Source organism: Parazoarcus communis, assembly GCF_003111665.1.
In the GTDB taxonomy this organism is placed as follows: domain Bacteria; phylum Pseudomonadota; class Gammaproteobacteria; order Burkholderiales; family Rhodocyclaceae; genus Parazoarcus; species Parazoarcus communis_B.
In genome coordinates, this window is the sequence record NZ_CP022188.1 from 1,106,576 (window position 1) to 1,131,755 (window position 25,180).

Sequence of the window (25,180 nt, forward strand, 5' to 3'; positions counted from 1 at the left end):
CTCATGCTGTCGCTGTCACGCCTTACCACCACCCTGCTTGCCACCTTCGCATTGAGCATGGGCGCGGCCCATGCCGCACCGATCGAAGTCACCGCCAGTTTCAGCATCCTTGGTGACATGGTCCGTGAGGTCGGTGGCGACCGGGTGACAATACAGACACTGGTCGGGCCGGACGAAGATGCGCATGGCTTCCAGCCGCGCCCATCGGATTCACGTCGTATCGGCAGCGCGCAGCTGGTCGTCGCCAACGGCCTCGGCTTCGACGACTGGATGACCCGACTGGCACGCTCGGGCGGCTACAAGGGTCCGATCGTGATCGGCAGCACCGGCATCAAGACCATCGCAATGGCCGCAGACAAGCACGATCACGGCCACAATCATGACGACGGACACGGAAAAGAGGCAGGCATCGACCCGCACGCCTGGCAGGATGTCGGCAATGCACAACGCTACGTCAGCAATATCGCCGCGGCACTGATCGAGGTTGACCCGGCGGGCGCTGACCACTATCGCGCCAATGCCGAGCGCTATCAGGGCGAACTCAAGGCGCTCGATGCCGAGATCCGCAAGGCGCTGGGCAGCCTGCCAGCAGCGCGCCGCAAGGTGGTCAGTTCGCACGCGGCCTTCGGCTATTTCGCCCATGCCTACGATGTGCAATTCCTGTCACCAGTTGGCGTGTCGAACAATGCCGAGCCCACGGCAAAAGGCGTGGCACAGCTGATTCGCCAGCTCAGAAAGGAGAAAGTGCCGGCGATCTTCGTCGAGAACATCAGCGATCCGCGCCTGAGCGAGCGCATCCGCGCCGAAAGCGGTGCAGTGATGGGTGGCACGCTGTATTCGGACGCGCTATCGACCGCCGCCGGTCCGGCACCTACCTATGTGGCGATGATGCGCCACAATCTGAACACCCTCATGGCTGCGCTGACATCCGCGCCGCCAGCCCGCTGAGGCGCACCGTCCGCAGCCCGCAGCCGGCTGCAAACACCCGCGCCGGCCCCGCCAGCGTGACCTGTCGCGCCGCGCGGGTCACGCCGGTGTACAGCAACTCGCGGGTGAGCACCCGTACCGGCTTTGCCGGCAGCACCAGCAACACCTCTTCGAACTCCGAGCCCTGACTCTTGTGCACTGTCAGCGCAAAGGCGGTGTCATGCACCGGCAGGCGCAAGGGTGCAATGCAGCGGTAACTGCCGCCCGGCTGCGGGAAAAACACCATCAGCGTACCGCTGTCGTCCGGCAGACACAGGCCGATGTCGCCGTTGTACAGGCCGAGCAGCGCATCGTTGCGCAGCACGATCACCGGCCGTCCAAGCCATGCATGACCCGGGCCGCGCTCTGCCGGCAAGTCCAGCGCACTGCGCAAAACACGCTCCAGATGGGCGTTGAGTGCAACCAGCCCGCGCCCGCCCTCATGCACCGCCACCAGCACGCGGAAGCGGTCGAAAGCCGCAAAAGCCGCTGCCACACGCGCCGGTGTGTCGGCGAAAGGCGCGCGCAAGGCCGCCAGATAAGGGGCGTAGCCGGCTTCCATCGCCGCCAGCGTGGCGTCGCCCAGGCGGGTACCTTCATCGTCAATCCAGCGTGCCGAGGGGTCTTCGCCGCCACGCAGCCAGGCCAGTGCCGCAACCCCCTCGCCGGCGTTGATGTTGGCCGCGAGTCGACCGATGCCGGAGTCCTGGCGGAAACGGTGGCTCTCGGTCAGCCAGACCACGCTGTCGGCCAGCGCCGGTGACGTGACAGGAGTCGGCAAGTCCGCCAGCGCCTGCGCCGGCGTGCCGGTCAGCAGCGCCAGTTGTTCGATGGTGCGCGCACTGAAGACACGCGCCGAGGAGAGTTCGGCAAACACCGCGCCGGCCTCGACCGCAGCGAGCTGGTCCTTGTCGCCGAGCAGGATCAAACGGGCATCGGGCGGCAGCGCGTCGAGCACCCGGGCCGCGAGTGCGAGATCGAGCATCGAGGCCTCGTCCACCACCAGCACATCGACCGCCAGCGGATTGCCGGCGTGATGACGAAAACGCCCGGCAAGCGGGGTGACGCCCAGCAAGCGGTGCAGGGTGTGGGCTTCGGCCGGCAGGCGCTTGCGCAGCTTCGCCGGCATGTCCGCCGCGCGGGCGCGCAGGGCTTCGAGCATGCGTGCCGCCGCCTTGCCGGTGGGTGCGGCGAGCGCGATCCGCAGCGTGGGCGTGAGCTCCAGCAGACAGGCGAGCAGGGCCGCCACCGTGGTGGTCTTGCCCGTGCCCGGCCCGCCGCTGATCACCGTCAGCCGCCCCTGCAGCGCGAGCGCGACTGCCAGCTTCTGCCAGTCCGGCCCCGGCGTTGATCGCGGCTTGAACAGCTTGTCGAGCGTGGTGCGCAAGCTGGGCGGCACGGCCTGGGCCGGCGCGCGGACACGCATCACCAGCGCCGCCGCGAGGCGCTGTTCGAGATCGAAAAAGCGCCGCAGGTACAGGCGGTCGTCGACGTCGAGCACCAGCGGATGCGCGCAGTTCACGGGTGGAAGCGGCGCAGCGAGCACCGTCACCCCGCTTTCGAGCAGCTTTGCGCGCAGTTCGCCAGGCGTGCAGGCGATGGCTTCATCCTGCGCGAGCTGCGCCAGCGGCAGACACACATCGCCCTCGCTCGCCGCCCGCGCAAGAGCACGCGCTGCCGCAGGCAACACCACACAGGCGGCTGCCGGCGCACCGAGCGTGGTCGCCCAGGCTTGCAGATGGCGCGCAAAGCCTTCGGCAAGGTCGAACTGCGGCATCGAATCCATTGCAGCCATCAGTGCGCCACTCCGTCCACAGTCGCCCGCGCCGCCAGCAGATCGTCGAGCGCTTCGATCACCCGCCGCGGCGCACGGTGGCGGAAAACGCCGGCGGGCTGGCCACCCGCCTGCCAGCCCGGACGCACCCCACGCACGAAGAGGTAGAGCACGCCACCGAAATGGGTGTCGTAATCGTAGTCCGGGAGGCTGCGTGCGAGATGGCGGTGCAGCGCGACGGTATAGAGCAGATGCTGCAGGTGGTAGCCATGTGACTGCATCGCCCCTTCGAGCGCGGCGGGCCCGTAATCCGCAGGGCGTTCGCCGAGATGGTTGGACTTCCAGTCCAACACCCAGAAGCGGCCATCGTGCTCGAACACCAGGTCGATGAAGCCCTTGAGGTAGCCGGCGAGATCGGAGAACCCAAGCCGTGGCATGCGGTAGCCCTTGTCCGCCAGCCAGGCATTCAGGCGCACCGCCGACAGTTGCGGTGCCGGCAACTGGAAGCCGAGTTCGACCATGCGCTGCTTCTTCGGAATGCGGGACAGCACCAGCGGCGCCCGCCCGGCCTCGTCCACCAGCGTGGTGGCGAGCACGTCTTCGAGCAGGTGGCGCAGCATGCGCGGATGGCGCTCGGCCTCGGCCGCATTCGCCGCGGGCTGCGGATGCGCGCGCAGGGCGGCGGCAATGGCGTCGTCCCAGGTGCCGGAATCGGTGAAGTCGACGTTCTCGAACGCGGCGTGCAGGCAATCGCCCGCGGCCGGCCCGCGCGGAAAGCGCAGGATGTCGTCTGCCGCGGGCGGCAGCAACACGCCAGCGTCAGCCTCGGCGGCCGTCTCGTCGTCTGCCTGCGCAAGCTGCGGCAGAATGCGGGCGTCGTGGTCGAGTGCCGCGGATTCATGTGATGCACCCGAAATCAGCGCACTGAAACTGCCCATGCGCCAGCCTGACGGAATCTGCGGCGGGCGCTGCGCCCGCGGCGTACGACCGCCCGCCTCGGCCGGCGCCAGGGGATCGCCACTGCCATCGGGCAGATCCTCGAGCGCCATGACCGGCTTGCCGTCGAGCACACTGCGACCGACAAGGCTGCGCCACTGCGCATCGACCTCGGCCGGGCTGAGCTTTGCCTCGCACCACTTCTCGAGCCCATGTTCGGCACCAGCCACCATCCAGTTGAGCAGACTGCGGGCGCCCTCGCTGTAACTGGGGCGGCCAAAGCTCATGGTGGCGTAGCAGCCGACGGTGAGGTAGCAGCGATGCACCGCCCGCGTCAGCGCGACATAGATCAGGCGCATGTCCTCGGCCTGGCGCTCGCGCTGCTGGCGAGCAGCGATCTCCTTGTCCGCAGCCGAGGCCATGCGGTAGTCGAGGATCAACTGGTCATCGTCGTCATGCCAGGCACGCATCGGCCCGCTGTCGCCCTTGGAGGGATAGCCGTCAAACAGGAAGGGGCAGAACACCACCCCGTATTCCAGCCCCTTGGCGCGGTGGATGGTGATGATCTGCACCAGGTTGCGATCCGACTCCAGGCGCAACTGGGCGGCCTCGCCACCGCTGCCGTCGGTACGCCGGGTGGCAAGCGTGCGCAGCAGCACTTCGGGCGACGCGCTGCCCGCCGCCTGCTGCAGCAATTCGGCGAGATGCATCAGATTGGTCAGACGACGCTCGCCGTCGTCGCGCGCCAGCAGTCGCGCAGCCACGCCATCATCGGCCATCCAGCGCCGCAGCATCACGCCGAAACCGTGGCGCAGCCAGGCGTCGCGCCAGGCGGCGAAGCGGTCGAGCACGTCGAGCAGTGCCGCTTCGTCGTCGGCGAGTGCCGCCAGCGCGAGTGCATCGCGTCCCATCAGCGTAGTGGCGAGCGCGGCCTTGACCCGACGCTCGCGCGCCGGCTCACTGATCGCCAGCAGCACCCGCTCCAGCTCTTCCGCATCCTCGGTGACGAATACGCTCGCCTGCGACAACTCGACGCTCACCACCCCCATGCGTGCCAGCGCCTGACGCATCCGCGCGCCCTGGCTGTGACTGCGCACCAGCACCGCGATGTCGCCCGGTGCCAGACCGCGATCACCGATGCGGACCGCTCCCCTGGCGCCCGCCGCCAGCAGGCGCGCAATCTCGGCCGCAGTGGCCGCCGCCGAACGCTGCATCGCCACCGCACGCGGGAGGCGGTCGCCGCCTTCTTCGCCCTCCTGCGCCTCGTCACGCGGGATACGCCACAACCGCAAGGCGGCAGGGCTGGTGCCGGAATGTGTTTGATCCTCAAGCGGCGCACGTTTGCGCTCGCCGCTGCCGACCGCGCGATAGTCGAGCCCGCGCAGCATGAACACTGCCGGATTGGCGCCGAACAGCCGGTTGCATGCTTCGATCAGCGTCGGAATCGAGCGCTGGTTGCGCCCCAGGCTGTAGCGCGTATCGGCCTTGTCGCGCGCGCTGAGATAGGTGAACAGATCGGCACTGCGAAAACTGTAGATCGCCTGCTTGGGGTCGCCCACCAGGAACAGGCTGCCGTGGCGGCCATCATGGCGGTAAATGCGATCGAAGATGGCGAACTGCAGCGGATCGGTATCCTGGAACTCGTCGATCAGGGCCACCGGGTAGCGCGCATGCAGCGCCGCAGCCAGCCACGACTGCGTGCCCGAATGCAGGGCTTCGTAGGCATTCCACAGGATGTCGTCGAAGGAGATCAGACGGCGCTCGCGCTTGCGCCGGCGCAAATCCTCCGCGCCGTGTTCGAGAAAGCGGCGCAGCAGTTGCAGGCGCGCCGCCTCCAGCCCTTCTTCGGCACGCGCGCGCGCTTCGAGCAGGGCGGAAGCGGCGTCGAAAAAGTCGTGCTGCGGTGGCGAAATGCCGCGCTTGAGACCGTCCTTTGTGGTCTTGTCGCTCAGGGTTTCGGCTGCCAGCAGATGCAACTTGCGATCCTTTTCGGCCGGGAGTGCGTGCAGCGCATTGCCGGCACCCAGCCAGTCGTCCCATTGCTGGCGCGCACGTTCGACGGTTTCGGGCTTGTAGCTGTTCTTGTTCAGGCCGTCGAGGGCGACGCCGAGCGCCGCCATTGCCGCATCTGCATCCGCCCACTGCGCGACGGCCTCATCGTAGGCGAGCACCAGCGCATCACAGGCTGCATCCAGTTCATTCTGCGCGGGCGCCTCGTCCCACCGCACCTGCGCCAGGGGCCGCCCCATCGCCGCCCGGAGTTGTGCGGCCCACGTCTCCGGGCAGTCGCCACGCTGCACCAGCAGTTCGACCAGCACTGGCGGCAATGCGCCGCTCGCGATCTCGCGACGCCAGAAGTCCTGCGCCACTTCGAGGCGCAAGGCACTGTCGTCCTCAACCAGCTCTACTGCATAAGGCAGCACCGCAGCGAAGGGCGTGTCGGCCAGGGCGCGCTGGCAGAAACCGTGGATGGTGAAGATCGCCGCTTCATCGAAGGTCTGCAGCGCATGGCGCAGACGCTGGCTCATCAGCGCGTGGTCGATGCCGGCCGCGCTGACGGTGGCGATCAGCTGCGGCACGAAAGGGTCTGGCCCGGCATCGCCGCCGTCGAGCACGCGCAGGGTGTCGACGATGCGGTCGCGGATGCGGGTGGAAAGCTCGGCGGTCGCGGCCTTGGTGAAGGTCACCACCAGCAGCGACCCCACCTGCAGGTCACGCTCGAGCAGTTGCCGCAGGTAAAGCCCGCAGATGTTCCAGGTCTTGCCCGTGCCCGCCGAGGCCTCGATCAGGCCAATACCGTCGAGCGAACAGCTGAAAACGTCGAGGTCGATGTCGGTCGGGGCCATGAGCGCGAGAACGGCGGCGGAGTGAGGCTCAGGCCGTTGCCAGCGCGGCCATGGTTTCGCCCATGCGGATCGCCGCGCCGGGCGCCCACGCCGGGTTGAACTTCACCCTCGGTTTCGGAAACAGCATCACCACAGTGGAGCCGAGCAGGAAGCGTCCCATTTCCTCGCCTTTCTTGAGCGGGATGTCCTGATCTTCGTAGCGCCACTCGCGCACGCTCGCCGAGCGCGGCGGATTCACCACACCGTGCCACACCGTGGCCATGCTGCCGACAATGGTGGCGCCGACCAGCACCAGCACGAAGGGGCCGAAAGCCGATTCGAACACGCACACCACACGCTCGTTGCGTGCAAACAGTCCGGGCACACCGCGTGCGGTGGTCGGGTTGACCGAGAACAGCTCGCCCGGCACGTAGATCATCCGCGTCAGGCGGCCATCGCAAGGCATGTGGATGCGGTGATAGTCGCGCGGGCTGAGGTAGAGGGTGGCAAAGCTGCCGTCCTCGAAGCCTGCCGCCAGTTCCGCGTCGCCACCGACCAGCGCGGTGGTCGAGTAGGCATGGCCCTTGGCCTGGAAGATCTGGTCGCGCACGATCGGACCGAACTGGCTGATCGCACCATCGACGGGGCTGATCAGGTCGGCCTCGGCAAGCGGCCGCACACCGTCGCGCAAGGGCCGGGTGAAGAACTCGTTGAAGCTCGGATAGCTGCCGATATCCGGGTTGGCCGCCTCGTCCATGTTGACCCCGTAGCGGCCGACAAACCACTTGATCACGCGGGTGGTAAGCCCACCCGCACGCACGCCGGCCAGCTTTCCCGCCAACACGGTAAGCGCCTGCTTGGGCAGAAGGTACTGGGGCAGAACGGAAAGGCGGTCGGACACAATGGATACCTGGAACAAGGACAACTTAGGATTATACCGGTGGCAGTGCCTGCGCTTCGTCCCGCGCAGGCATCAAGCCTGTTTGCCTGGCATCAGCCCGAGCCTTCCGTCTTCCAGGTGCGCACGCAGAGGTGAAAGCACCCGCCGCGCAATGTCGAAGAAGGCCTCGTCCAGCGGGTCTCCGAGACCGCGCAGGGCCAGTCGGTACGCGGGATTCTGCGCTTCGCCGTATTCGGCACGCTGACCACCACTCCACTTCAACCTCGCTTTGGCAGCGCTCTCGTCATTGAAGATGAAGGCCCAGGCCGACTTCGGGAAGAAATGCAGGGGTGCGCTCAGGCCTTGCCTGTAAAGCGCCAGCAAGTCGGCAAGCAGCCGCCTTGCGTTATCCGGCGTGACCGCATGCAGACGGAAGGCCCCGTCGCGCGAAAGCCCCAGGGTTTCGCAGGCCACACCCGGCGCCGGCGCAGCGCACAGCATCAGGTGGGCAAGCCAGGCGGCGAGGTAGTCTGCGGGTCGGGTGTCGTCATAACGGTGGCGCACCAAGCCTTGTGCATGCAGGTCACCAAAGGCCGCGCTCAGACGCCAGCACTCGGGCTTGCCGTCGGCCGCAAGGTCGAACTCGAGGGTACAGACATGCGCTGGCAGCGGCCTCGCCACGGCCGCCGCAACCTGCCGTGCGTAGTGGTCGAGCACGCTGACTTCGCGCTGCAGGGCCGCTGCACCGAGCACGCCGGCAGGATATTCGCCACCGGCACGCGCAAGCTCAAGCAGTGCCTCTTGTGCCCCCTCCGCGGCCTGCGCCGCCCCGTCGCGTGCGAGCAGGGCCGGCAACAGTCGTGCAGCCAGCGCCTGCTGTCCCGGCCAGTCAGGCAGGAAGGGCTCGACATCCTCCAGTTCCTCGTCGGCCTCGGGCAGGTCGAGGCCGAGACGGTCGCGCAACAGGCTGCGGCAAGGATTGCGGAAGAAGCGGATCAATTGCTCCAGGCCGACCTCGCGCCAGGCCGCTTCCGGCGCAGGCAGCGGGGTCTCGAAGAAGGGGCGCTGCGGCACTGAAGGAGTGGTGTCGCCTTCGCTCTCTTCGCCCTCTCCGTCTTCGTCGGCCTCGTCCCACGCACTGTCCGGTACCGCCTGTGCAAGGCTGGACGCCCTGCGCAAGCGGGCAGCGAGCGCGGCCGCGTAGTCCTCGTGAAAGCTGCTCAGGCGCGCATCGGGCGAGGCGTCGGCAACGAAATATTCGATCGAGAAGGGCTGCAGCGGATGGGATACGGTCAGCCGGCGCCGGGCAGCTGCCAGCTGTTCGGGCTGCGACGCATCTTCGGCGCACGCCGTGGAAAGTGCGTCGAGCAGTTCGTCGACCAGTACCGAGGGCGGCAGCGGACTGCCGTCGCGCACGCTGCGCCCAACATGGGACAGATGCAGGACATCGCGCGCCGAGAGCACCACGTCGAGGAACAGGTTGCGGTCATCAAGCCGGCGCTGACGATCACCGCGCTGCGGGCGGGCTGCCATGAGGTCGAACTCGGCCGGACGGTCGCTGCCGGGGAAGGCGCCCTGATCCAGCCCGATCACGCACACCACGCGGTAAGGCAGGCTGCGCAGCGAAGACAATGCGGAGAAGGTGACCGTCCCGCCGGGCACACCGCCGCGCGCCGGGTCGTCCAGCCGCGCCGCGAGCGCGGGATGCACGACGTCGAGCGCCACCCTGCCCGCCGGATGGCCGGCACCCATGTCATCGGTCAGTGCATTGATTGCGGCACGCACCTCGCGCACCGCTTCCGCCTGTTCGGCAGCCTCGCCGACGATGGCCTCGAGCGCACCGAGCAAGGCCTGACGCCAGCCCTCTGCATCGTGCGTGCGCAACAGGCTGTCGCGCAGTCGCTGCAAGGTCTCGGCGTAGCGCCAGAAACGCCCCAGCGCCAGTCCGGCACTGCCCTCCGGCGCGCCAGCAGCGATGCGTCCGGCAAAAGGTGCGGCATGTGCGGCTTCGCCTCCCGCCCAGGCCAGAAACAATCGGTGCAGGCCCTCTTCCAGCGTGTGCAGCGGCAGCGCCGCGGCGGCCTCGGCCTGCGCCGCATCCAGCCCCCAGCGAATACCCGCCGCCCGCATCCAGTCGTGAACGGTTTCGAGCTCGGACTCACCCAGCCCGAAGCACGCCGCCACCAGCGGCTGCTGCAGCAGATCGAACACACGGCTCGCCGGAAAACGGCTCGCCACCAGCGCCAGCAAACGGTCGAGCGCCTGCGCCACCGGGTTTTCCTGCGTACCGCCAAGGCCGGTAATGCGCCACGGGATGCGCCGGGCGAAGGGCGCCGTGCCGAACACCGCTTCGATCAGCGGCGCACACGCGTCGAGATCAGGGGTCAGCACCACAATCTCGTCTGGCCGCGGCGGATTGGGCCCCTTGAACAGGCCAAGCAGGCGGTCGTGCAGCCCTTCGAGTTCGCGGGTGCGCGAATGGCAGACATGCAGTTCGATGCTGCGATCGCCCGCGGGCAGGCTGATGCTGCCCGGTTCGAGGTCCTCAAGATCGAGTATCGCGTTGTGCAGGCGTGCGAGCAGATGGCGTCCCGGGTGCGGATCGAAGGCCACGTCCTCGACCACCGCATGCTCTCCCTCGAACAGCAAGCCGATATGCGCCTGGGTCTGCTGCCCCCAGCCTGCGAGGAGGCGGTTGCCGGTTTCGTGAAACATGTCTTCCTGACGTGCGGCAAGCCACGACAGCCTGCGTGCATCGACGATCTCGAACCAGAACTCGCGGCAGGGGTTGAGCACGTACAGACGCACATCCACCACCCGCGAGAGCTCGCGCAGCATGTCCAGATACAGCGGCGGCAGGGTCGGCAGGCCAAACACATGCACGGTTTTTGGCAGGCCGATTGTGGCGAGTTCGGCGTCGTCCATCCTCGCCACCCGGCTCAGGAAGAGCGCAGCCGGATGCGTCTGCCGCAGCGCCAGTCCGTCACGGATGCGCCGCCACAGATCGGCCTGCCAGGCCTCGTCGGCAGCCTCCGCCTCGCTTGCCTGGCCCAGCCCGGCAGCTTGCCCCGCAGCCCATTTTTCCAGCCACTGCGGCCGATAGGTGAGGTAGTGGTCGAACACGCGTGCGATGCGTTCCGCCAGTTCGAAGCGCATGCGCGCATCCGCTCCCTGCAGGTAGTGCGCCAGCCGCGGATGCGCCGCCACCCAGGCGCCTGCCTCAGTATCGGCATCGATCAGCGCAAACACCCGCCACGCCAGCAGCGCCGGTGCAAACGGCGAGCGCGCAGGCACCTCGACCACATGCCCGATCTGCGTCCACAGCCACTGCGCCAGGTAGCCAAAATCGACATTGGCACAGATGCCCTCGCGATCCGCAATCGCCAGTTCCACCTGACGCCGCAGCGCACTGCTCGGCACCACCACCTCACGCAGCCCGAACGGCCCCGGCTGCTCTTCGGCAAGCCGGTCGAGCAGGGTATCGAGTAGGATTTCGAAGCGATTGGAGAAAGCGATTGAGAACATGTCGAGTGGGCAGGGCTGAGCCGGTGAATGATGGCGGAGCGGCGCGCGTCTGTCATCCAGCCGCAAGCGCCGGGCGCTACTTCGGCATTTCGCGCAAGGGCTTCAGCAGGTCCGACAGCCCGTTATGATCGATCTCCTGCATCAGCGCGAGCAGGCGGCCGATTTCGCTGTTGGGGAAACCCTCGCGGGCGAACCAGTTGAGGTAGTTGCCCGGCAGGTCGGCAATCAGCCGTCCCTTGTACTTGCCGAAGGGCATCGTGCGGGTGACGAGCAGACGCAGGTCTTCGGGGTTCATGCCGGTCTCGGACGTCAGGCCGAAGCCAGCGTACGCACGCCGACGGCGATGAACTCCACCGCGAGCGCAGCCAGCACCAGACCCATCAGACGGGTCATGATGTTGAGCCCGGTCTGGCCGGCAAGCCGGCTGATGGGGCCGGCGAGGCGCAGCGTACCCCACACCACACCACCGATGACGAGGCCGATCACAACCAGGGTCACCATCTCCCACCAGTGCTGCACGCGCTCGGAATAGATGATGACCGTACTCACGGTACCCGGACCGGTCAGCAGCGGAATGGTCAGTGGCACGACCGCAATGCTCGAACGCTCGGCTGCCTCGTGTGCTTCCTCGGGCGTGGTGCGGGCGCGGGTAGGTTCGGCATTGAACATTCTGAACGCAAGCACGAACAGCAGGATGCCCCCGCCCACCTGCAGCGAAGCGATCGAGATGCCGAACACGCTCAGCAGCGTCTGCCCGAACAGGGCCGACACCCCCAGCACCACGGCGGTCGCGATGGATGCGGTGTTCACCGTGCCGCGCACTTGCGGCGGTGTCTGCGTGGCGGTGAGGCTGAGGAACATCGGGATCGCACCGAAGGGATTGATCAGGGCGAGCAGGGTGATGAAGACTTTCAGTGTTTCCATGGCGGTTCCGTAACGAAACTGGGGGCAGGGGATGACGCATCCGCCCCGCGGCCAACGAGCATAGCGCATCGACCATGGGCACGGCAGCGGGACTTGTGCCAAAGTTGCGCCATCGGCGCACCCGGCCCGCACGCATACTGAACCCGCACATGACCGTCACCCTCGTTTTGTCCTCCGCTCCGGGCCACACACCATGCTGAAGATGGCCCGCGTCCACCCCGAAGGCTGGCGGCATCTGCCCGCGAACGGTGCGCAGGGCCGCGAACTGGCCACCCTGGCGCTGCTGGCCGAAGGCTTGCCGCACGAATTCAACATCTACCACGGTCTGCACTGGACCCGCGCCGAAGGACAGTACGCGGTGTTTGGCGAGATCGGCTTCGTCATTCTCGGCCCGGACGGACGCATCCTGCTGATCGAACAGCAGTCGGGCTTTCTCGACGAGAGCGCCAACGGCCTGTTGCGCCCGGGCAAGCGCCGCAACCGCGACATCAGCCTGGACCTTGCGCGCACTGCGGATGCCCTGCGCGCCCGCCTGCGACCGCTGCTCGACGGCACCGAGCCGGTACTCGATACCCTCCTCTACTGCCCCGACTACACCGTACGCCAACCGGGAACGGCAGGGCTCGACCCGGCCCGCATCGTCGATGCAAGCCGCCGCGCCCAGTTGCTCGAAATCGTCCGCGACCTGTGTGGGCCGCAGCACGATGCGGCCAAGGCCAGCAACGCCGCTCATCGCCATGCTCTGCACCGCTTTTTCGCCGAACTGCTGGAACTGGTGCCGGACGTGCAGGCACTCGCCGGTCAGGCGGTCGCACTGACCACGCGGCTGTCAGGCGGGCTGGCCGAATGGGCGCGCCGTATCAGCCTGCATCCGCACCGACTGCGCGTCACCGCCACCGCCGGCAGCGGCAAGACCCAGCTCGCGCTGGCGGCCTACACTGATGCCCTGCACGCCGGTCGCCGCCCGCTCTACGTGTGCTACAACCGGCCACTGGCAGACCATTTTTCGCGCGTCGTACCGCCCGGCGGCGAGGTCGCGACCTATCACCAACTGTGCGACCGCCGTCTGCGCGCCGCCGGCCGCACGCCGGACTTTTCGGCACCAGACCGCTTCCGCCGCATGGAAACGGACTTCGCCGCACTGCTCGCCAACGGCAACAGGGACCCAGCCTGGCGTTTTGACGAGCTGATCGTGGATGAAGGCCAGGATTTCACCGATGCCTGGCGCGACAGCCTGCTCGCCCTGCTCACGCCCGAAGGCCGCGCCTGGTGGCTGGAGGATCCGCTGCAGAACCTGTACGGCCGCGAACCGGTAAAACTGCCCGGATGGGCCGGGCTCACCGCCGACACCAACTACCGCACACCAGCCGATGTGCTCGAACTGCTCAACGACCGCCTGCCCCTGCCTACGCCGATCGTTGCCGGCAGTCCGGTGGCCGACAGCGAACCGGAAGTGATGAGCTGGCACGACGAGACCGGCCTGATGGAGGCCACCAAGCGCGCCATCACCCGTGCCATCGGCCTCGGCTTCCGGCGCGACATGATCGCCATCATCAGCTTTCGCGGCCGTGAGTATTCACGCTTCACCCCGCTCACCCACCTCGGCCCGCACCGCCTGCGCGCCTTCCATGGTCGTTACGACCTGTTCGGCGAAGCCGAATACAGCGAGGGCGAACTGCTGATCGATTCGGTCTATCGTTTCAAGGGCCAGTCCGCCCCGTGCGTGATCTTTACCGAGATCGACTTCGAGGCGCTCGATGAGCTGACGATGCGCAAGCTCTTCGTCGGCGCCACCCGTGCCACGATGAAGGTGATCTTCGTCGCGTCGGAACGCGCCGCTGCCGTACTGGCACCGGACCAGGCCTGATCCCACGCATCTCCGGGCACTGCACTCAAAACCTCAGACCAGATACTCGGCGAGGCTGCGCTCGGCTTCGTCCCTGTCGTCGTCGCCTTCATGTGCCCACTCCGGATGCGCCCGTGCCTGCAGCAAGGGGTCGGGCAGGCGCCCTTCGCGCCAGTCGGCACTGTCCGGATCGGACTCGGGCGAAACCGCCTGCGGCAGCTCGATCGGCGTCATCGCCGCATGGCCACGGCCTTCGAGCGCAATCAGCAGCTGCCGCTGACGCAGCGCGACCAGACGGAGGATGGCGTCGTCCACGGTGAGTTCGTGATGACCGCGCAGGCGGGCTGCAATGCGCTCACCGTAGTGGCCGAAGGTCTGCCACAGGCCACCGGCCACCGCGCCGAGCGCTGCTGCAGCCCCCAGCGTCAGACCACCGGTCATCAGGTCGATCCCGACCCCAGCCGCAGCCCCTGCCGCCACCCCGGTGCTGAGACGAATGCCCATCTGGCGCAGGGTCTCGGGATTGAACAGATCGTCGTCCCAGCGCCCGTCGGCCAGCGGCAACTCGGCAGCACGCGCGTCGTCGGGGCGGAAGCGGTAGAGCTGCAGCAAGGCTTCGACGCAGGCCTGCTCGCGTGCGCGCACCGTCTCGCGCAAGCTGTGGACAGCGGCCTGCAGCGCCGCATCGTCATCGGCATCGACCACGTCGCGGCGAGCTGCAAGCTCGATCAGGAGTTCCGCCACCAGCCGGCGCGCGCTCAGGCGACGCGATTCCGCCTCGTCCTCGCGGTCGGCGATCAGCGCTTCAAGCGCCGGGCGGTGGCTGTGCATCAGGGTAGCGAGAGTCTCGAACAAGCGTCGCTCGCCATCGACCGCGGGTGCCACGGTGTCGAAGCGCACGACTGCGTGCAGGCCAAGACGCGCCAGCGCCGCATGCCAGTCGTCGGCACGCGCCGCCGGCGAGGCGATGAAGTTGAGCACCGGCAACAAGGGCCGGGCGGCGCTGGCGAGCAGGGCGAGTTCGTCCTTGTGCTTGGGCAATACCGGATCGCGGGCATCGACCACATACAGCGCCGCATCGCTCGCCAGTAACTGGCGCAACACCTTGGCCTCCTGCTCGAAACGCGCGCCCGCCTCGGCAGTGGCCAGAAAGCGGCTGATGCGATCGGGGCCGTCGACCCGCTCACCCGGCGCGACCAGTTCGTCGATGAATTCGAGCAGGGCGATGGCATCTTCCATGCCCGGCGTATCGTAGAGCTCGACCACCGGCTGATCGTCAGCCATCAGCCGCAGGCCCTCGACATGCCGGGTGGTACCTGCCGAATCCGAGACTTCCCCGAAGCCGGCATCGCGTGCCAAAGTCCGCAGCAGCGAAGTCTTGCCGGTGTTGGTATGACCGACCACAGCCACGCGCAGCAATGCGCTCATACTGCCGCTCCCAGCCATGCTCGCACCTGATCCTGATCCGCCATCAACGCGCCCTCATCGAGTTCAAGGCCAGACAGCCCATCCTGCCACAAGCTCAGGCGACCGCTACCGCCATCGGGCACAGGCAGCGCCCATACCCGGGTTTCACCGGCGTGGTCGGCAAGCTCGGCGACAAGGCCCAGACTGCCGCGATCCGGCGTCAGTCGCGGGTCGATTGCAATCAGCAGACGTGCCGGCGGCGTCGCACCGAAGCGAGCGATGGCCGCACGACGCTGGTCGCGGCTATCGAGACGGCCGCCATCGGCAGCCAATCCTTCGCAGCCGACCGGCGGCCAGGGCAGATCTGCGCCAAGTTCGAGCGCCACCATGACCGCAGCACCGGTTTGCGCAGCGGCGTGTCCATGGCGTCCCGGTCGTGGCATCCGTGCCGGCGCGGGATCGCTGATACCGATACGTTCGCTGTCGGGCAACAGCCGTGGCTTGAGACGGATGTAATCGGCCAGCGCCAGATCCAGCTGCAGGCGACTCAAGCCATACCGCCAGCCCTGCGCACAAGCCAGCACGAGCAGCAGTCTTGGCAGCACGCCATACACCAGCACACAGCCCAGCAGCCAGCCCGACCACGCGCGACGCGCGGCTTCGTCCGCCATGACGGCGTCGCCGCTGGCGATCACCTGTGCAGCATCCGGTACCGGGAAGCCCAGCTGGCCGGGCAGGACACCGAGCAGAGTGGTGAGTGAGACAAAAGCGTCGCCGGGCAAAATGGTGGTTTCCCACACGAAGCCGTAGCGACGCACCGCCAGCAAGCCCAGCAAACCCGCTGCGGCGCCGACAAGGGCCAGGAACCACAACAGATGACTGACTGCACCCAGCCCCCAGCTTGCGAGGCGGCCGCGGGCGAGCAGCCCCCCCAGCGCGAGCGGCAGCTCGGCCGCGGCAGGACTGCGGTCGAACACGCTGACCAGGCGCAGCCACACCGTGCCCAGCGCACTGCCGCCGCGCGTCCGTCCGCGGCCGGCCACAAGCGTGCCAAGCAGCCACAGCAGGAGGCTGAACAGGTGCACGCCGAGCAGACCGCCCAGCGCCCACACCACGTTGACCGGCCGGCTGCCATCGCCGAGCACGGCCGCTGCCGTGCCCGCACCGAGCACCAGCGCCAGCACGCACGCGAAGGCGAGGATCAGCCGCGCACGACCATGCCAGCGCAGGATGGCATCGCGCCAGCCCTCGCGTGTACCGAGGAGTTCGGCGCGACGACAAATGCGGGTTTCGAGATCGGGAGGGGCGCGGCGCGCCTCCGCCAGTTCGACCGCATCTTCGAGACGGCCGTGGCGGGATTCGTGGCGGCGAACAAGTTCGGCCAGCCAGCGGTGTTCAAGTGCGGAAAGCGGCGCGGCAGGATTCACGCTGCGGCTCCTAGTGCCGGTGCGTATGCGTTTCGTGCGGGGGATGATCCTTGCAGCAGACAGGCGGCACGAGATCGACCCCGCCGGCGCTCCATGGATGGCAGCGCAACAGCCGGCGCAAGGCCAGCCAGCTGCCCTTCAGTGCGCCGTGGGTCTCGATGGCCTCGAGCGCGTAGTGCGAGCACGTCGGGTAGAAACGGCAGCGCGGCCCGAGCAGGGGGCTGATGAAGAGCTGATAGCCGCGGATCAGGCCGCGCAGTAGCCAGCGCATCAGGTGGAATCGGATCGGGCAGTCTGACCAGGGCGCAGACACGATGTCTGCGTCCCGGACAGCAGGCCGCAATCAACCGCCATGCATCTTCTTAAGTTTCTCGCGGCGCTCCTGGGCTTCGAGCGACAGGGTGGCGGTGGAGCGAGCCAGCAGACGGCCGATGCCGATCGGCTCGCCGGTTTCCTCGCACCAGCCATACTCACCGGCATCGATGCGGGCAATGGCTTCGCCGATTTTCTTCAGCAGCTTGCGCTCGCGGTCCCGCACGCGCAGTTCGAGGGTGTGCTCTTCCTCGACGCTGGCGCGGTCGGAGGGGTCGGGCGTAGCCTCGTTGTCCTGCAGGTGGGTGGTGGTTTCGTGCGCGTTCTCAAGCAGCTGATCCATCTCGGTCTGGAGACGGTGCCGGAAGAATGCCAGCTGACGTGCTGACATGTAATCCGACTCGGGCGCAGCAAGGATTTCGGCCTCGGTCATAAGGGCTGGAGTAGTGGTTGCGTTCATGTTGAGATTCCTTGTTCGGCATACGTCCGGACTGGCAGGGCGAGACCATACCGTAAAGCGGGAATTGTTGCGACATACTCCGCAAAACAGCGCTGCCAGCCGGCGTTATTACCGGAATTACACCACGTTATTGCCAGCCGCCACCCATCACCTTGTATAGCGCAACCCGGTTACCCGCCTCGGACAGACGCGCAGCGATCAGCTCCTGTTCTGCAGCATACCGCGAACGTTGCGCATCGAGCAGCACAAGATAGCTGTCGATGCCGTTACGGTAGCGCGCATCGGACAGGCGATAGCTTTCTGTACTGGCCTCGACCAGCTTGCGCCGGGCGTCGAGTTGCTCGCCCAGGTTGGCGCGCTCGGCCAGTGCATCCGCCACTTCACGGAAGGCGCTCTGGATGGCCTTCTCGTATTCCGCCACCTGGATCTCGCGCTGTACCTTGGCCACATCCAGGCTGGCACTGAGCGCCCCTGCGTTGAAAATGGGCAGCGTGAGCTGGGGCACGAAAGTCCAGGTCCCCGATCCGGCCTGAAACAGTCCGTCGAGCGTAGCACTCGTCGTGCCCGCCGTTGCCGTCAGCGAAATGCTCGGGAAGAAGGCTGCGCGCGCTGCGCCGATGTTGGCGTTGGCCGCACGCAAGGCACGCTCGGCCTGCAGCACGTCCGGACGACGCACCAGCACCTCGGACGGAATGCCTGACGGCAGTTCGGCAAGCGCGGTCACCGCATCGACCAGCTTCTCCGGCAACAAACGGGCCGGAACTTGCCCTCCGGTGAGGACGGCGAGCGCATTCTCGTCTTTTGCCACCTGCGACGCATACTGCGCCGCGTCTGCGCGGGCGCGCTCCATTGCGCTCTGCGCCTGACGCACATCGAGCGCGGAAACTGCACCGGCCTCAAAACTGCGACGGGTGAGATCCACCGATTTCTGCTGCGTCTGCCAGGTCTCGCGCGCGAGGTCCCGCAGTTCGCGGTCGGCCGCAAGCGTGAGCCAGGCGTTGGCGACCTCGGCCACGATGCTGATCTGTGCGCTCCGCCCGGCCTCTTCGGTAGCGAGGTAGGTTTCCAGCGCCTGGTCACGCAGGCTGCGCACCCGCCCGAAGAAGTCGAGCTCCCACGCGGAGATTCCGACGGTCGTGGAGTACTGACGCGAGATCGTGGATTCGCCGCTGTAGGTCAGGTCGCTCGGTGTGCGCGACGCGCTCTGGCCACCATCGAGCGTTACTGACGGGAACTGGGCTGCCCGCTGAATGCGGTACTGCGCCTGCGCCTTCTCGATGTTGAGCGCCGCTACACGCAGGTCGCGATTGTTCTCCAGAGCGATCCCGATCAGCTCGCGCAAGCGCGCATCGGCGAAATAGTCGCGCCAGCTGATATCGGCCACCGCGACAGGGGCTGCAACCGCCTCGGTCTGCCCCGGCCAGGCCGAGGCCACCGGTGCGTCCGGGCGCAGGTAATCCGGCGCGAGCGTCGTGCACGCACCAAGCAGAGTCGCTGAAACAGCGAGGGTCAGGCTACGAAGGGTGTTCATGTCCGTTCCTCCGGCGCTGCCGCAACATGATTCTCAGGCTGCACCGGCTTGTCCTTGAAAATGCGCTTGATCACAACGTAGAACAGCGGCACGAAGAAGATGCCCAGCACGGTGGCGGCGATCGTGCCACCGAGCACACCGGTACCGATCGCGTTCTGGCTGCCGGAACCCGCGCCGGTGCTGATGGCCAGAGGCAACACGCCCAGACCGAAAGCCAGCGAGGTCATCAGGATCGGACGCAGACGCATCCGCACCGCAGTCAGCGTCGCGGTAATCAGATCCTTGCCCGCCTCCATCTCCGCCTTGGCGAACTCGACGATCAGAATGGCGTTCTTCGACGACAGACCGATGGTCGCCAGCAGACCCACCTGGAAGTAGATGTCGTTCGACAGCCCGCGACCGGTCGCCGCGAGCAAGGCACCGAGCACGCCGAGCGGCACCACCAGCATCACCGCAAACGGTACCGACCAGCTCTCGTACAGCGCCGCCAGGCAGAGGAAGACCACCAGCAGTGACAAGGCATACAGCGCAGGAGCCTGCGAGCCCGAGCGACGTTCCTCGAACGAGGTACCGCTCCACTCGTAGCCGATGCCTGCGGGCAGCTTGGTCATGATCTCTTCGACTGCAGCCATCGCTTCACCCGATGACAGGCCAGGCGCAGCCTGCCCCAGCACCTCGATCGACGACTGTCCGTTGTAGCGCTCCAGACGCGGCGAACCGTAAGTCCATTTCGCCGTGGCAAAAGCCGAGAACGGCACCATCTCGCCCTTGTCGTTGCGGACGAACCACTTGTCCATGTCCTCGGGCGTCATCCGTGCCGAGGCGTCGGACTGCACGTAGACCTTCTTGATCCGGCCACGGTCGATGAAGTCATTCACGTAGCTGCCACCCCACGCGGTTGCCAGCATATCGTTGATGTCAGCAACCGAGATGCCCAGCGCGCCTGCCTTGGCGTGGTCAACCTCGAGGCGGAATTCAGGCGTGTCGTCCTGACCGTTCGGACGTACGCCGACCAGACGCTTGTCCTGCGCCGCCATGCCGAGGAACTGGTTACGTGCTGCCACCAGGGCCGTGTGGCCGAGACCCGAACGGTCCTGAAGCTGAACGTTGAAGCCGTTCGAAGTACCGAGTTCGATCACCGCCGGCGGCACGAATGCGAACACCATTGCCTCACGGATCTGCGAAAACGCGCCCATGGCCCGACCGGCGATGGCCTTCACACCCATGCCCGGCCCGGTCCGCTCATCCCAGCTCTTCAGGTTCACGAAACCGATACCCATGTTCTGGCCGCTGCCACCGAAGCTGAAACCGGCCACGGTAAACAGCGCCTTCACGGTGTCCTTCTCATCCTCGAGGAAGTGCTTTTCCACCTTCTTCAGCACTTCGAGCGTGCGCTCCTGCGTCGCTCCTGCGGGCAGCATGATCTGGTTGAACATCACTCCCTGGTCCTCTTCGGGCAGGAAGGAAGTCGGCATGCGCACGAAGAGGAAGCCGAGCACCACCACGATCGCCAGGTAGATGGCGATGAAGCGCAGGCTACGCTTGAGAATGCCGCCCACCGCCGACTCGTAGCGCCGGGTGTTGCGGTCGAACATGCGGTTGAACCAGCCAAAGAAGCCCGAGAACATGCCGCCCTCGCCAATGTCGTGACCTTTTTCCACCGGTTTGAGCATGGTCGCGCACAGCGCGGGGGTAAACACGATGGCGACCAGCACCGACAGCGCCATGGCCGACACGATGGTGACCGAGAACTGGCGATAGATCACGCCGGTCGAGCCGCCGAAGAAGGCCATCGGCACGAACACCGCCGACAGCACCAGGCCAATACCCACCAGTGCACCGGTGATCTGGCGCATCGATTTGCGCGTTGCCTCCTTGGGCGACAGACCTTCCTCGCTCATCACCCGTTCGACGTTCTCTACCACCACGATCGCATCATCAACCAGCAGACCAATGGCAAGCACAACACCGAACATGGTCAGGGTGTTGATCGAGAAGCCGAAGGCGGCCATCACACCGAAGGTACCGAGCAGCACCACTGGCACTGCAATGGTCGGGATCAGCGTCGCACGCAGGTTCTGCAGGAACAGGTACATCACCAGGAACACCAGCACCACGGCTTCGATCAGGGTCTTGACCACTTCCTCGATCGAGATCCGCACGAAAGGCGTGGTGTCGTAAGGCACGACGACGTCAATCCCGTCCGGGAAGTAGGGCTTCATCTGGTCGAGCTTGGCACGCACCGCATTCGCGGTTTCGAGCGCGTTCGAGCCTGCCGCCAGCTTGATGCCGACACCGGCAGCCGGCTTGCCGTTGTAGCGTGCCACGGTGCCGTAGTTCTCGGCCCCGATTTCCACCCGTGCCACATCGCTCAGGCGAACCTCACCCCCCTGAGCGGAGGTGCGCAGCAGAATGGCTTCGAACTGCTCAACGGTCTGCAAGCGGCTCTGAGCCGTAATGGAAGCGGTAAAGCCCTGTCCCGGCAATGCAGGCGTGCCCCCCAGCTGACCGGCCGAAACCTCGGTATTCTGGGCCTGGATCGCCGCCTTTACATCAGCAGGCGTGAGTTTGAAGTTGTTGAGCTTTTCAGGTGCCAGCCACACCCGCATGGCGTACTGCGAACCGAACACGGTCACTTCGCCGACACCAGTGACACGCGACAGCGAATCCTGCACCGACGACACCACGAAGTCCGCCAGGTCGACGCCATCCTGCTTGCCCTCAGGCGAGACGAAACCGATCACCATCAGGAAGTTGCGTGCGGATTTCGCCACCTGAACGCCCTGCGCCTGCACCGCTGTCGGCAGCAGGGGCATGGCGAGTTGCAGCTTGTTCTGCACCTGCACCTGGGCGATGTCGGGATCGGTATCGGCGTCGAAGGTCAGCGTAATGGCCGAAGAACCATACGCATCGCTGGACGAGTTCATGTAAAGCAGACCATCGAGCCCGGTCATCTTCTGCTCGATGATCTGGGTCACGGACTCTTCCACCGCCTGCGCGGACGCACCCGGATACTTGGCGTTGATGACGACGGCCGGAGGCGCGATCGCCGGATACTGCGACACCGGAAGCTCAAGGATGGACAATGCCCCTGCGAGCATGATGACCAGTGCAATCACCCATGCGAAGATGGGCCTGTCGATAAAGAAGCGAGCCATTATTCAGCCCCTCACTTCGCCGCCGGCGCAGCAGCCGGTGCTGCGGCACCGGCCTCCTGCGGCTGCACCGTAGCGCCCGGGCGGATGCGCTGCAGGCCATCGACGATGATGCGGTCGCCCGCCGCGAGGCCATCAGTCACCACCCACTTGTCGCCCAGTGAACGCGCGGTCGTGACCATGCGCGCCTCGACCTTGTTTTCGGCGCCGGCCACCATCACCATCGGATTGCCACGCGGATCGCGGCTCACGGCTGCATGCGGCACCAGAATGGCGTTGTCCGCTTCGCCCTGCGCGAGCTTTGCGCGCACGTACATGCCGGGCAGCAATTCACCCTTCGGGTTGGGGAAGACCGCACGCAAGGTAACGCTGCCCGTGCCGGGGTCGACCGTGACTTCGGAAAAGGCCAGCTTGCCTTCGGCCGCATACTGAGTGCCATCTTCTAGCACGAGCTGGACCGGCACCCCTTTCGAGCCGGAACTCTTGAGTTTGCCGGCTTCTACTGCGCGCCGCAGACCGAGAAGTTCTGAACTCGACTGCGTCAGGTCCACGTAGATCGGATCGAGCTGCTGTACCGTCGCCAGCGCGGTCGCCTGATTGGCGGTGACCAGCGCCCCCGGGGTCACGGCAGAGCGTCCGATGCGCCCCGAGATCGGGGAGGTGACGCTGGTGAAATCAAGATTGATGCGGGCAGCCTCGACCGCTGCACGGGCGGAAGCAACATCGGCCTCGGCCTGCTTGAGAGCAGCGACCGCATCGTCGTTGGCCTGCTTGCTCACGGCTTCGATCTTCACCAGATCTGCGTAGCGAGTGGCCTTCAAACGCGCGCTGTAAAGATTGGCCTCGGCACGCGCATGGCTGGCCTTGGCGCTGTCGTGGGATGCGCGATAGGCGGAGGCGTCGATCTGATACAGGGTCTGACCGGCCTTGACCTCGCTACCCTCTGTAAACAGGCGCTTCTGCACGATCCCGGTAACCTGCGGCCGCAACTCGGCGACCATGTAAGGCGCCGTACGACCCGGCAATTCGCTCACCAGGGGCACCGATTCGGCCACGGCAACGACCACGCCAACAGTGGGAGCCGGCGGCGGACCGCCCGCAGGGCCTGCCTGACCAGTCTGCTCACCGCCGCTGCAGGACGCGAGAATGGTGGCACCAGCCAGCGCCACGGCAAGTGTTTTGAAAAGCAGTTGGGGGCGGTTCTGCATGGACGAGCCTCGTGAAAATTTAAGTGGTGCCAATGCCCGCCCGGGTAAGACGGAGATTCACCAAAGGTAGAATGGTTATTCTAGATTGAACGCTCATTCTATGTTAAGCTTTTTACCCTTGCAAGCAGTTAAAACACATTCTCATTACACATCGGAGACACGTCATGAACGCAGAAGCGCATACGCCAGCAGACTGCTCACGCGCTGAAGCGCGTCGAGCCCAGATCCTTGCTGCGGCTTCCGACTGCTTTCGTGCTCACGGCTTCCATGGTGCCAGCATCTCGCAGATTTCCAAGTCCGCCGGCATGAGCGCAGGGCATATTTATCATTATTTCGAGAACAAGGAAGCGATCATTGCCGCCATCGTCGCGCATGATCTTGATGAGTTGCTGACGCTCAGCGCCACGTGGCGTGCCGCCGACGACATCCTTGAAGCCATGATCGATGGCGTCGCCGAAGGCGTGAAGGAGAACCTTGAGCGCGGGAAGGCCGTGCTCAAACTCGAGATCCTCGCAGAAGCGTCGCGCAATCCCGAGATCGCGGTCATCGTGCGCAATGCCAGCAAGTGCTGCAATGAAAACATCACCGAAATCCTGCGCCTGGCGCGAGGCGCCAAAGGACTGAGCACCGACGATGAGACGATCACCAACATGGTCGAAATTCTCGCCACGATGTTCGAAGGCGTACTGGCACGCAGCGTGCGCAACCCCGACCTTGATGCCGACCAGTTCGCCGACGCATTTCAGTCCGTCGTGCGGAGTCTGATCACGGGTCCGGGATTCGCGGCCAGTCCGCCCGCCTGACTCTGCCCGAGGCCACACTGCCTTATCCGCTTCGCTTTATGATCGGTATTGTCAGTTGGCTTCGCGCATCCCCGGGCACCCGCACTATGATCGTCCTGACGATTTCTGCGGCAGTGCAGCATCACCGCGAAGCCGGCTCAATCCCGAACTGGAGATCGCGATGGACCTCGAAACCTATATCCGCGCCCTGCCCAAGGCCGAGCTTCACCTGCACATCGAGGGCTCGCTCGAACCCGAGATGATGTTCGCGCTGGCGCAGCGCAATGGCGTGACCCTGCCCTGGTCGAGCGTCGAGGCCACCCGCGCCGCCTACGCGTTTTCCGACCTGCAGAGCTTTCTCGACCTCTACTACGCCGGTGCCGCTGCACTGATCCATGAGCAGGACTTCTACGAACTCGCCATGGCCTACTTCGCCCGCGCTCACGCGGATGGAGTGGTGCATGCAGAGCTGTTCTTCGACCCCCAGACCCACACCGAACGCGGCGTCGCCTTCGAAACGGTGCTAGACGGCCTTGAACGCGCGGGCGACGAAGCCCGCGTGCAGTACGGCATCAGTTCGCGCCTGATCCTGTGTTTCCTGCGCCACCTGAGCGAGGAAGAAGGCTTTGCCACGCTGGAACAGGCCATGCCGCATGTTTCGCGCATTCACGGCGTCGGCCTCGACTCCTCCGAAAAAGGTCATCCGCCATCCAAGTTTGCCCGCCTCTTTGCACGCTGCCGCGAACTGGGTCTGCACATCGTCGCCCACGCCGGCGAGGAAGGCCCGCCCGCCTACATCGTCGAGGCCCTGGATCTGCTCAAGGTCGAACGCATCGATCATGGCGTGCGCGCGGCCGAAGATTCGGCGCTGGTCGAACGCCTGGTGCGCGAACAGATTCCGCTGACTGTCTGCCCGCTGTCGAACATCAAGCTGTGCGTCTTCCCGACGCTTCAGGGCCACAACCTGAAGCAACTGCTCGATGCCGGGCTGAAGGTCACGATCAACTCCGACGATCCCGCCTACTTCGGCGGCTACATCGGCCAGAACTTTCTAGCCACCGCCGAAGCCCTGCACTTGAGCCGTGCCGAGCTCAAGCGCATCGCGCGCAACAGCCTTGAAGCGAGCTTTGTCGGCGACGCCGAGCGCACCCCCTGGCTGGCGCGCATCGAGGCATTGCCCGAAGACTGACCCCCGTACTTCTTCCACCTGCCGGAGTTCACA

General features: G+C 66.1%; 17 protein-coding genes. 4 read left to right on the forward strand and 13 right to left on the reverse strand.

Annotated features, from left to right (window positions below):
• The first annotated feature begins 3 nt into the window (after nucleotides 1–3).
• Nucleotides 4–948: a metal ABC transporter solute-binding protein, Zn/Mn family gene (locus CEW87_RS05150; protein ID WP_108971741.1), complete on the forward strand. Its 945-nt coding sequence runs from the start codon at nucleotides 4–6 to the stop codon at nucleotides 946–948.
• Here CEW87_RS05150 and recD read toward each other — a convergent pair.
• The 6 genes from recD to CEW87_RS05180 form a co-directional block, all read right to left on the reverse strand.
• Nucleotides 911–2,761 carry an exodeoxyribonuclease V subunit alpha gene (recD, locus tag CEW87_RS05155; protein WP_108971742.1) on the reverse strand — a complete coding sequence of 617 codons (1,851 nt, stop codon included), beginning with the start codon at nucleotides 2,759–2,761 and terminating at the stop codon, nucleotides 911–913. The genes CEW87_RS05150 and recD overlap by 38 nt on opposite strands.
• The gene (recB, locus tag CEW87_RS05160) at nucleotides 2,761–6,522 is read right to left on the reverse strand and encodes an exodeoxyribonuclease V subunit beta (protein ID WP_108971743.1); all 3,762 of its coding nucleotides are present in this window, start codon (nucleotides 6,520–6,522) and stop codon (nucleotides 2,761–2,763) included. The genes recD and recB overlap by 1 nt, the downstream gene beginning before the upstream one ends.
• 28 nt (nucleotides 6,523–6,550) lie before the next feature.
• A complete protein-coding gene (gene asd / locus CEW87_RS05165) occupies nucleotides 6,551–7,402 on the reverse strand; it encodes an archaetidylserine decarboxylase (RefSeq protein WP_108976939.1) in 852 nt (283 codons plus the stop codon).
• A gap of 72 nt (nucleotides 7,403–7,474) precedes the next feature.
• Nucleotides 7,475–10,906, reverse strand: coding sequence for an exodeoxyribonuclease V subunit gamma (gene recC / locus CEW87_RS05170; protein ID WP_108971744.1), 3,432 nt, complete (start codon nucleotides 10,904–10,906; stop codon nucleotides 7,475–7,477).
• A gap of 76 nt (nucleotides 10,907–10,982) precedes the next feature.
• Complete coding sequence (locus CEW87_RS05175) at nucleotides 10,983–11,201, reverse strand: DUF3820 family protein (RefSeq protein ID WP_108971745.1); 219 nt, start codon at nucleotides 11,199–11,201, stop codon at nucleotides 10,983–10,985.
• A gap of 14 nt (nucleotides 11,202–11,215) precedes the next feature.
• Entirely contained in the window at nucleotides 11,216–11,830 is a 615-nt protein-coding gene (locus tag CEW87_RS05180) for a MarC family protein (RefSeq protein ID WP_108971746.1), read from the reverse strand.
• Nucleotides 11,831–12,032: 202 nt separating this feature from the next.
• On the opposite strand from CEW87_RS05180, the gene CEW87_RS05185 reads away from it, so the two are divergent.
• Complete coding sequence (locus CEW87_RS05185) at nucleotides 12,033–13,697, forward strand: ATP-binding domain-containing protein (protein ID WP_108976941.1); 1,665 nt, start codon at nucleotides 12,033–12,035, stop codon at nucleotides 13,695–13,697.
• A 33-nt stretch (nucleotides 13,698–13,730) separates the two neighbouring features.
• Here the strand turns inward: CEW87_RS05185 and CEW87_RS05190 are convergent, their stop codons facing one another.
• The 7 genes from CEW87_RS05190 to CEW87_RS05220 form a co-directional block, all read right to left on the reverse strand.
• Nucleotides 13,731–15,104, reverse strand: coding sequence for a GTPase/DUF3482 domain-containing protein (locus CEW87_RS05190; protein WP_108971747.1), 1,374 nt, complete (start codon nucleotides 15,102–15,104; stop codon nucleotides 13,731–13,733).
• Nucleotides 15,101–16,510, reverse strand: coding sequence for a DUF2868 domain-containing protein (locus tag CEW87_RS05195; protein WP_108971748.1), 1,410 nt, complete (start codon nucleotides 16,508–16,510; stop codon nucleotides 15,101–15,103). The genes CEW87_RS05190 and CEW87_RS05195 overlap by 4 nt, the downstream gene beginning before the upstream one ends.
• Nucleotides 16,511–16,520: 10 nt before the next feature.
• Nucleotides 16,521–16,781 (reverse strand): membrane protein insertion efficiency factor YidD, encoded by a 261-nt coding sequence (yidD, locus tag CEW87_RS05200; protein WP_108949868.1) that lies wholly within the window; start codon nucleotides 16,779–16,781, stop codon nucleotides 16,521–16,523.
• A 72-nt stretch (nucleotides 16,782–16,853) separates the two neighbouring features.
• A complete protein-coding gene (dksA, locus tag CEW87_RS05205; protein WP_108971749.1) occupies nucleotides 16,854–17,282 on the reverse strand; it encodes an RNA polymerase-binding protein DksA in 429 nt (142 codons plus the stop codon).
• A 127-nt stretch (nucleotides 17,283–17,409) separates the two neighbouring features.
• On the reverse strand, nucleotides 17,410–18,813 hold the full coding sequence (adeC, locus tag CEW87_RS05210; protein WP_108971750.1) for an AdeC/AdeK/OprM family multidrug efflux complex outer membrane factor: 1,404 nt from the start codon (nucleotides 18,811–18,813) through the stop codon (nucleotides 17,410–17,412).
• Nucleotides 18,810–21,971, reverse strand: a complete 3,162-nt coding sequence (locus tag CEW87_RS05215; protein WP_108971751.1) for an efflux RND transporter permease subunit — start codon at nucleotides 21,969–21,971, stop codon at nucleotides 18,810–18,812. Before CEW87_RS05215 ends, adeC begins: the two co-directional genes overlap by 4 nt.
• A gap of 11 nt (nucleotides 21,972–21,982) precedes the next feature.
• A complete protein-coding gene (locus CEW87_RS05220) occupies nucleotides 21,983–23,176 on the reverse strand; it encodes an efflux RND transporter periplasmic adaptor subunit (protein WP_108971752.1) in 1,194 nt (397 codons plus the stop codon).
• Between the two features lie 164 nt (nucleotides 23,177–23,340).
• Between CEW87_RS05220 and CEW87_RS05225 the strand changes: the two genes are divergently transcribed.
• A complete protein-coding gene (locus tag CEW87_RS05225; protein ID WP_108971753.1) occupies nucleotides 23,341–23,979 on the forward strand; it encodes a TetR/AcrR family transcriptional regulator in 639 nt (212 codons plus the stop codon).
• A 160-nt stretch (nucleotides 23,980–24,139) separates the two neighbouring features.
• Nucleotides 24,140–25,147, forward strand: a complete 1,008-nt coding sequence (locus CEW87_RS05230; RefSeq protein WP_108971754.1) for an adenosine deaminase — start codon at nucleotides 24,140–24,142, stop codon at nucleotides 25,145–25,147.
• Nucleotides 25,148–25,180: the final 33 nt, after the last annotated feature.

Excerpts from the sequence above, each read along its gene's own strand:
- CEW87_RS05150 (WP_108971741.1), top strand. The coding sequence starts at position 4 with ATGCTGTCGCTGTCACGCCTTACCACCACCCTGCTTGCCACCTTCGCA.
- recD (WP_108971742.1), bottom strand. The coding sequence starts at position 2,761 with ATGGCTGCAATGGATTCGATGCCGCAGTTCGACCTTGCCGAAGGCTTT.
- recB (WP_108971743.1), bottom strand. The coding sequence starts at position 6,522 with ATGGCCCCGACCGACATCGACCTCGACGTTTTCAGCTGTTCGCTCGAC.
- recC (WP_108971744.1), bottom strand. The coding sequence starts at position 10,906 with ATGTTCTCAATCGCTTTCTCCAATCGCTTCGAAATCCTACTCGATACC.
- CEW87_RS05175 (WP_108971745.1), bottom strand. The coding sequence starts at position 11,201 with ATGAACCCCGAAGACCTGCGTCTGCTCGTCACCCGCACGATGCCCTTC.
- CEW87_RS05180 (WP_108971746.1), bottom strand. The coding sequence starts at position 11,830 with ATGGAAACACTGAAAGTCTTCATCACCCTGCTCGCCCTGATCAATCCC.
- CEW87_RS05185 (WP_108976941.1), top strand. The coding sequence starts at position 12,033 with ATGGCCCGCGTCCACCCCGAAGGCTGGCGGCATCTGCCCGCGAACGGT.
- CEW87_RS05190 (WP_108971747.1), bottom strand. The coding sequence starts at position 15,104 with ATGAGCGCATTGCTGCGCGTGGCTGTGGTCGGTCATACCAACACCGGC.
- yidD (WP_108949868.1), bottom strand. The coding sequence starts at position 16,781 with ATGCGCTGGCTACTGCGCGGCCTGATCCGCGGCTATCAGCTCTTCATC.
- dksA (WP_108971749.1), bottom strand. The coding sequence starts at position 17,282 with ATGAACGCAACCACTACTCCAGCCCTTATGACCGAGGCCGAAATCCTT.
- adeC (WP_108971750.1), bottom strand. The coding sequence starts at position 18,813 with ATGAACACCCTTCGTAGCCTGACCCTCGCTGTTTCAGCGACTCTGCTT.
- CEW87_RS05215 (WP_108971751.1), bottom strand. The coding sequence starts at position 21,971 with ATGGCTCGCTTCTTTATCGACAGGCCCATCTTCGCATGGGTGATTGCA.
- CEW87_RS05220 (WP_108971752.1), bottom strand. The coding sequence starts at position 23,176 with ATGCAGAACCGCCCCCAACTGCTTTTCAAAACACTTGCCGTGGCGCTG.
- CEW87_RS05225 (WP_108971753.1), top strand. The coding sequence starts at position 23,341 with ATGAACGCAGAAGCGCATACGCCAGCAGACTGCTCACGCGCTGAAGCG.
- CEW87_RS05230 (WP_108971754.1), top strand. The coding sequence starts at position 24,140 with ATGGACCTCGAAACCTATATCCGCGCCCTGCCCAAGGCCGAGCTTCAC.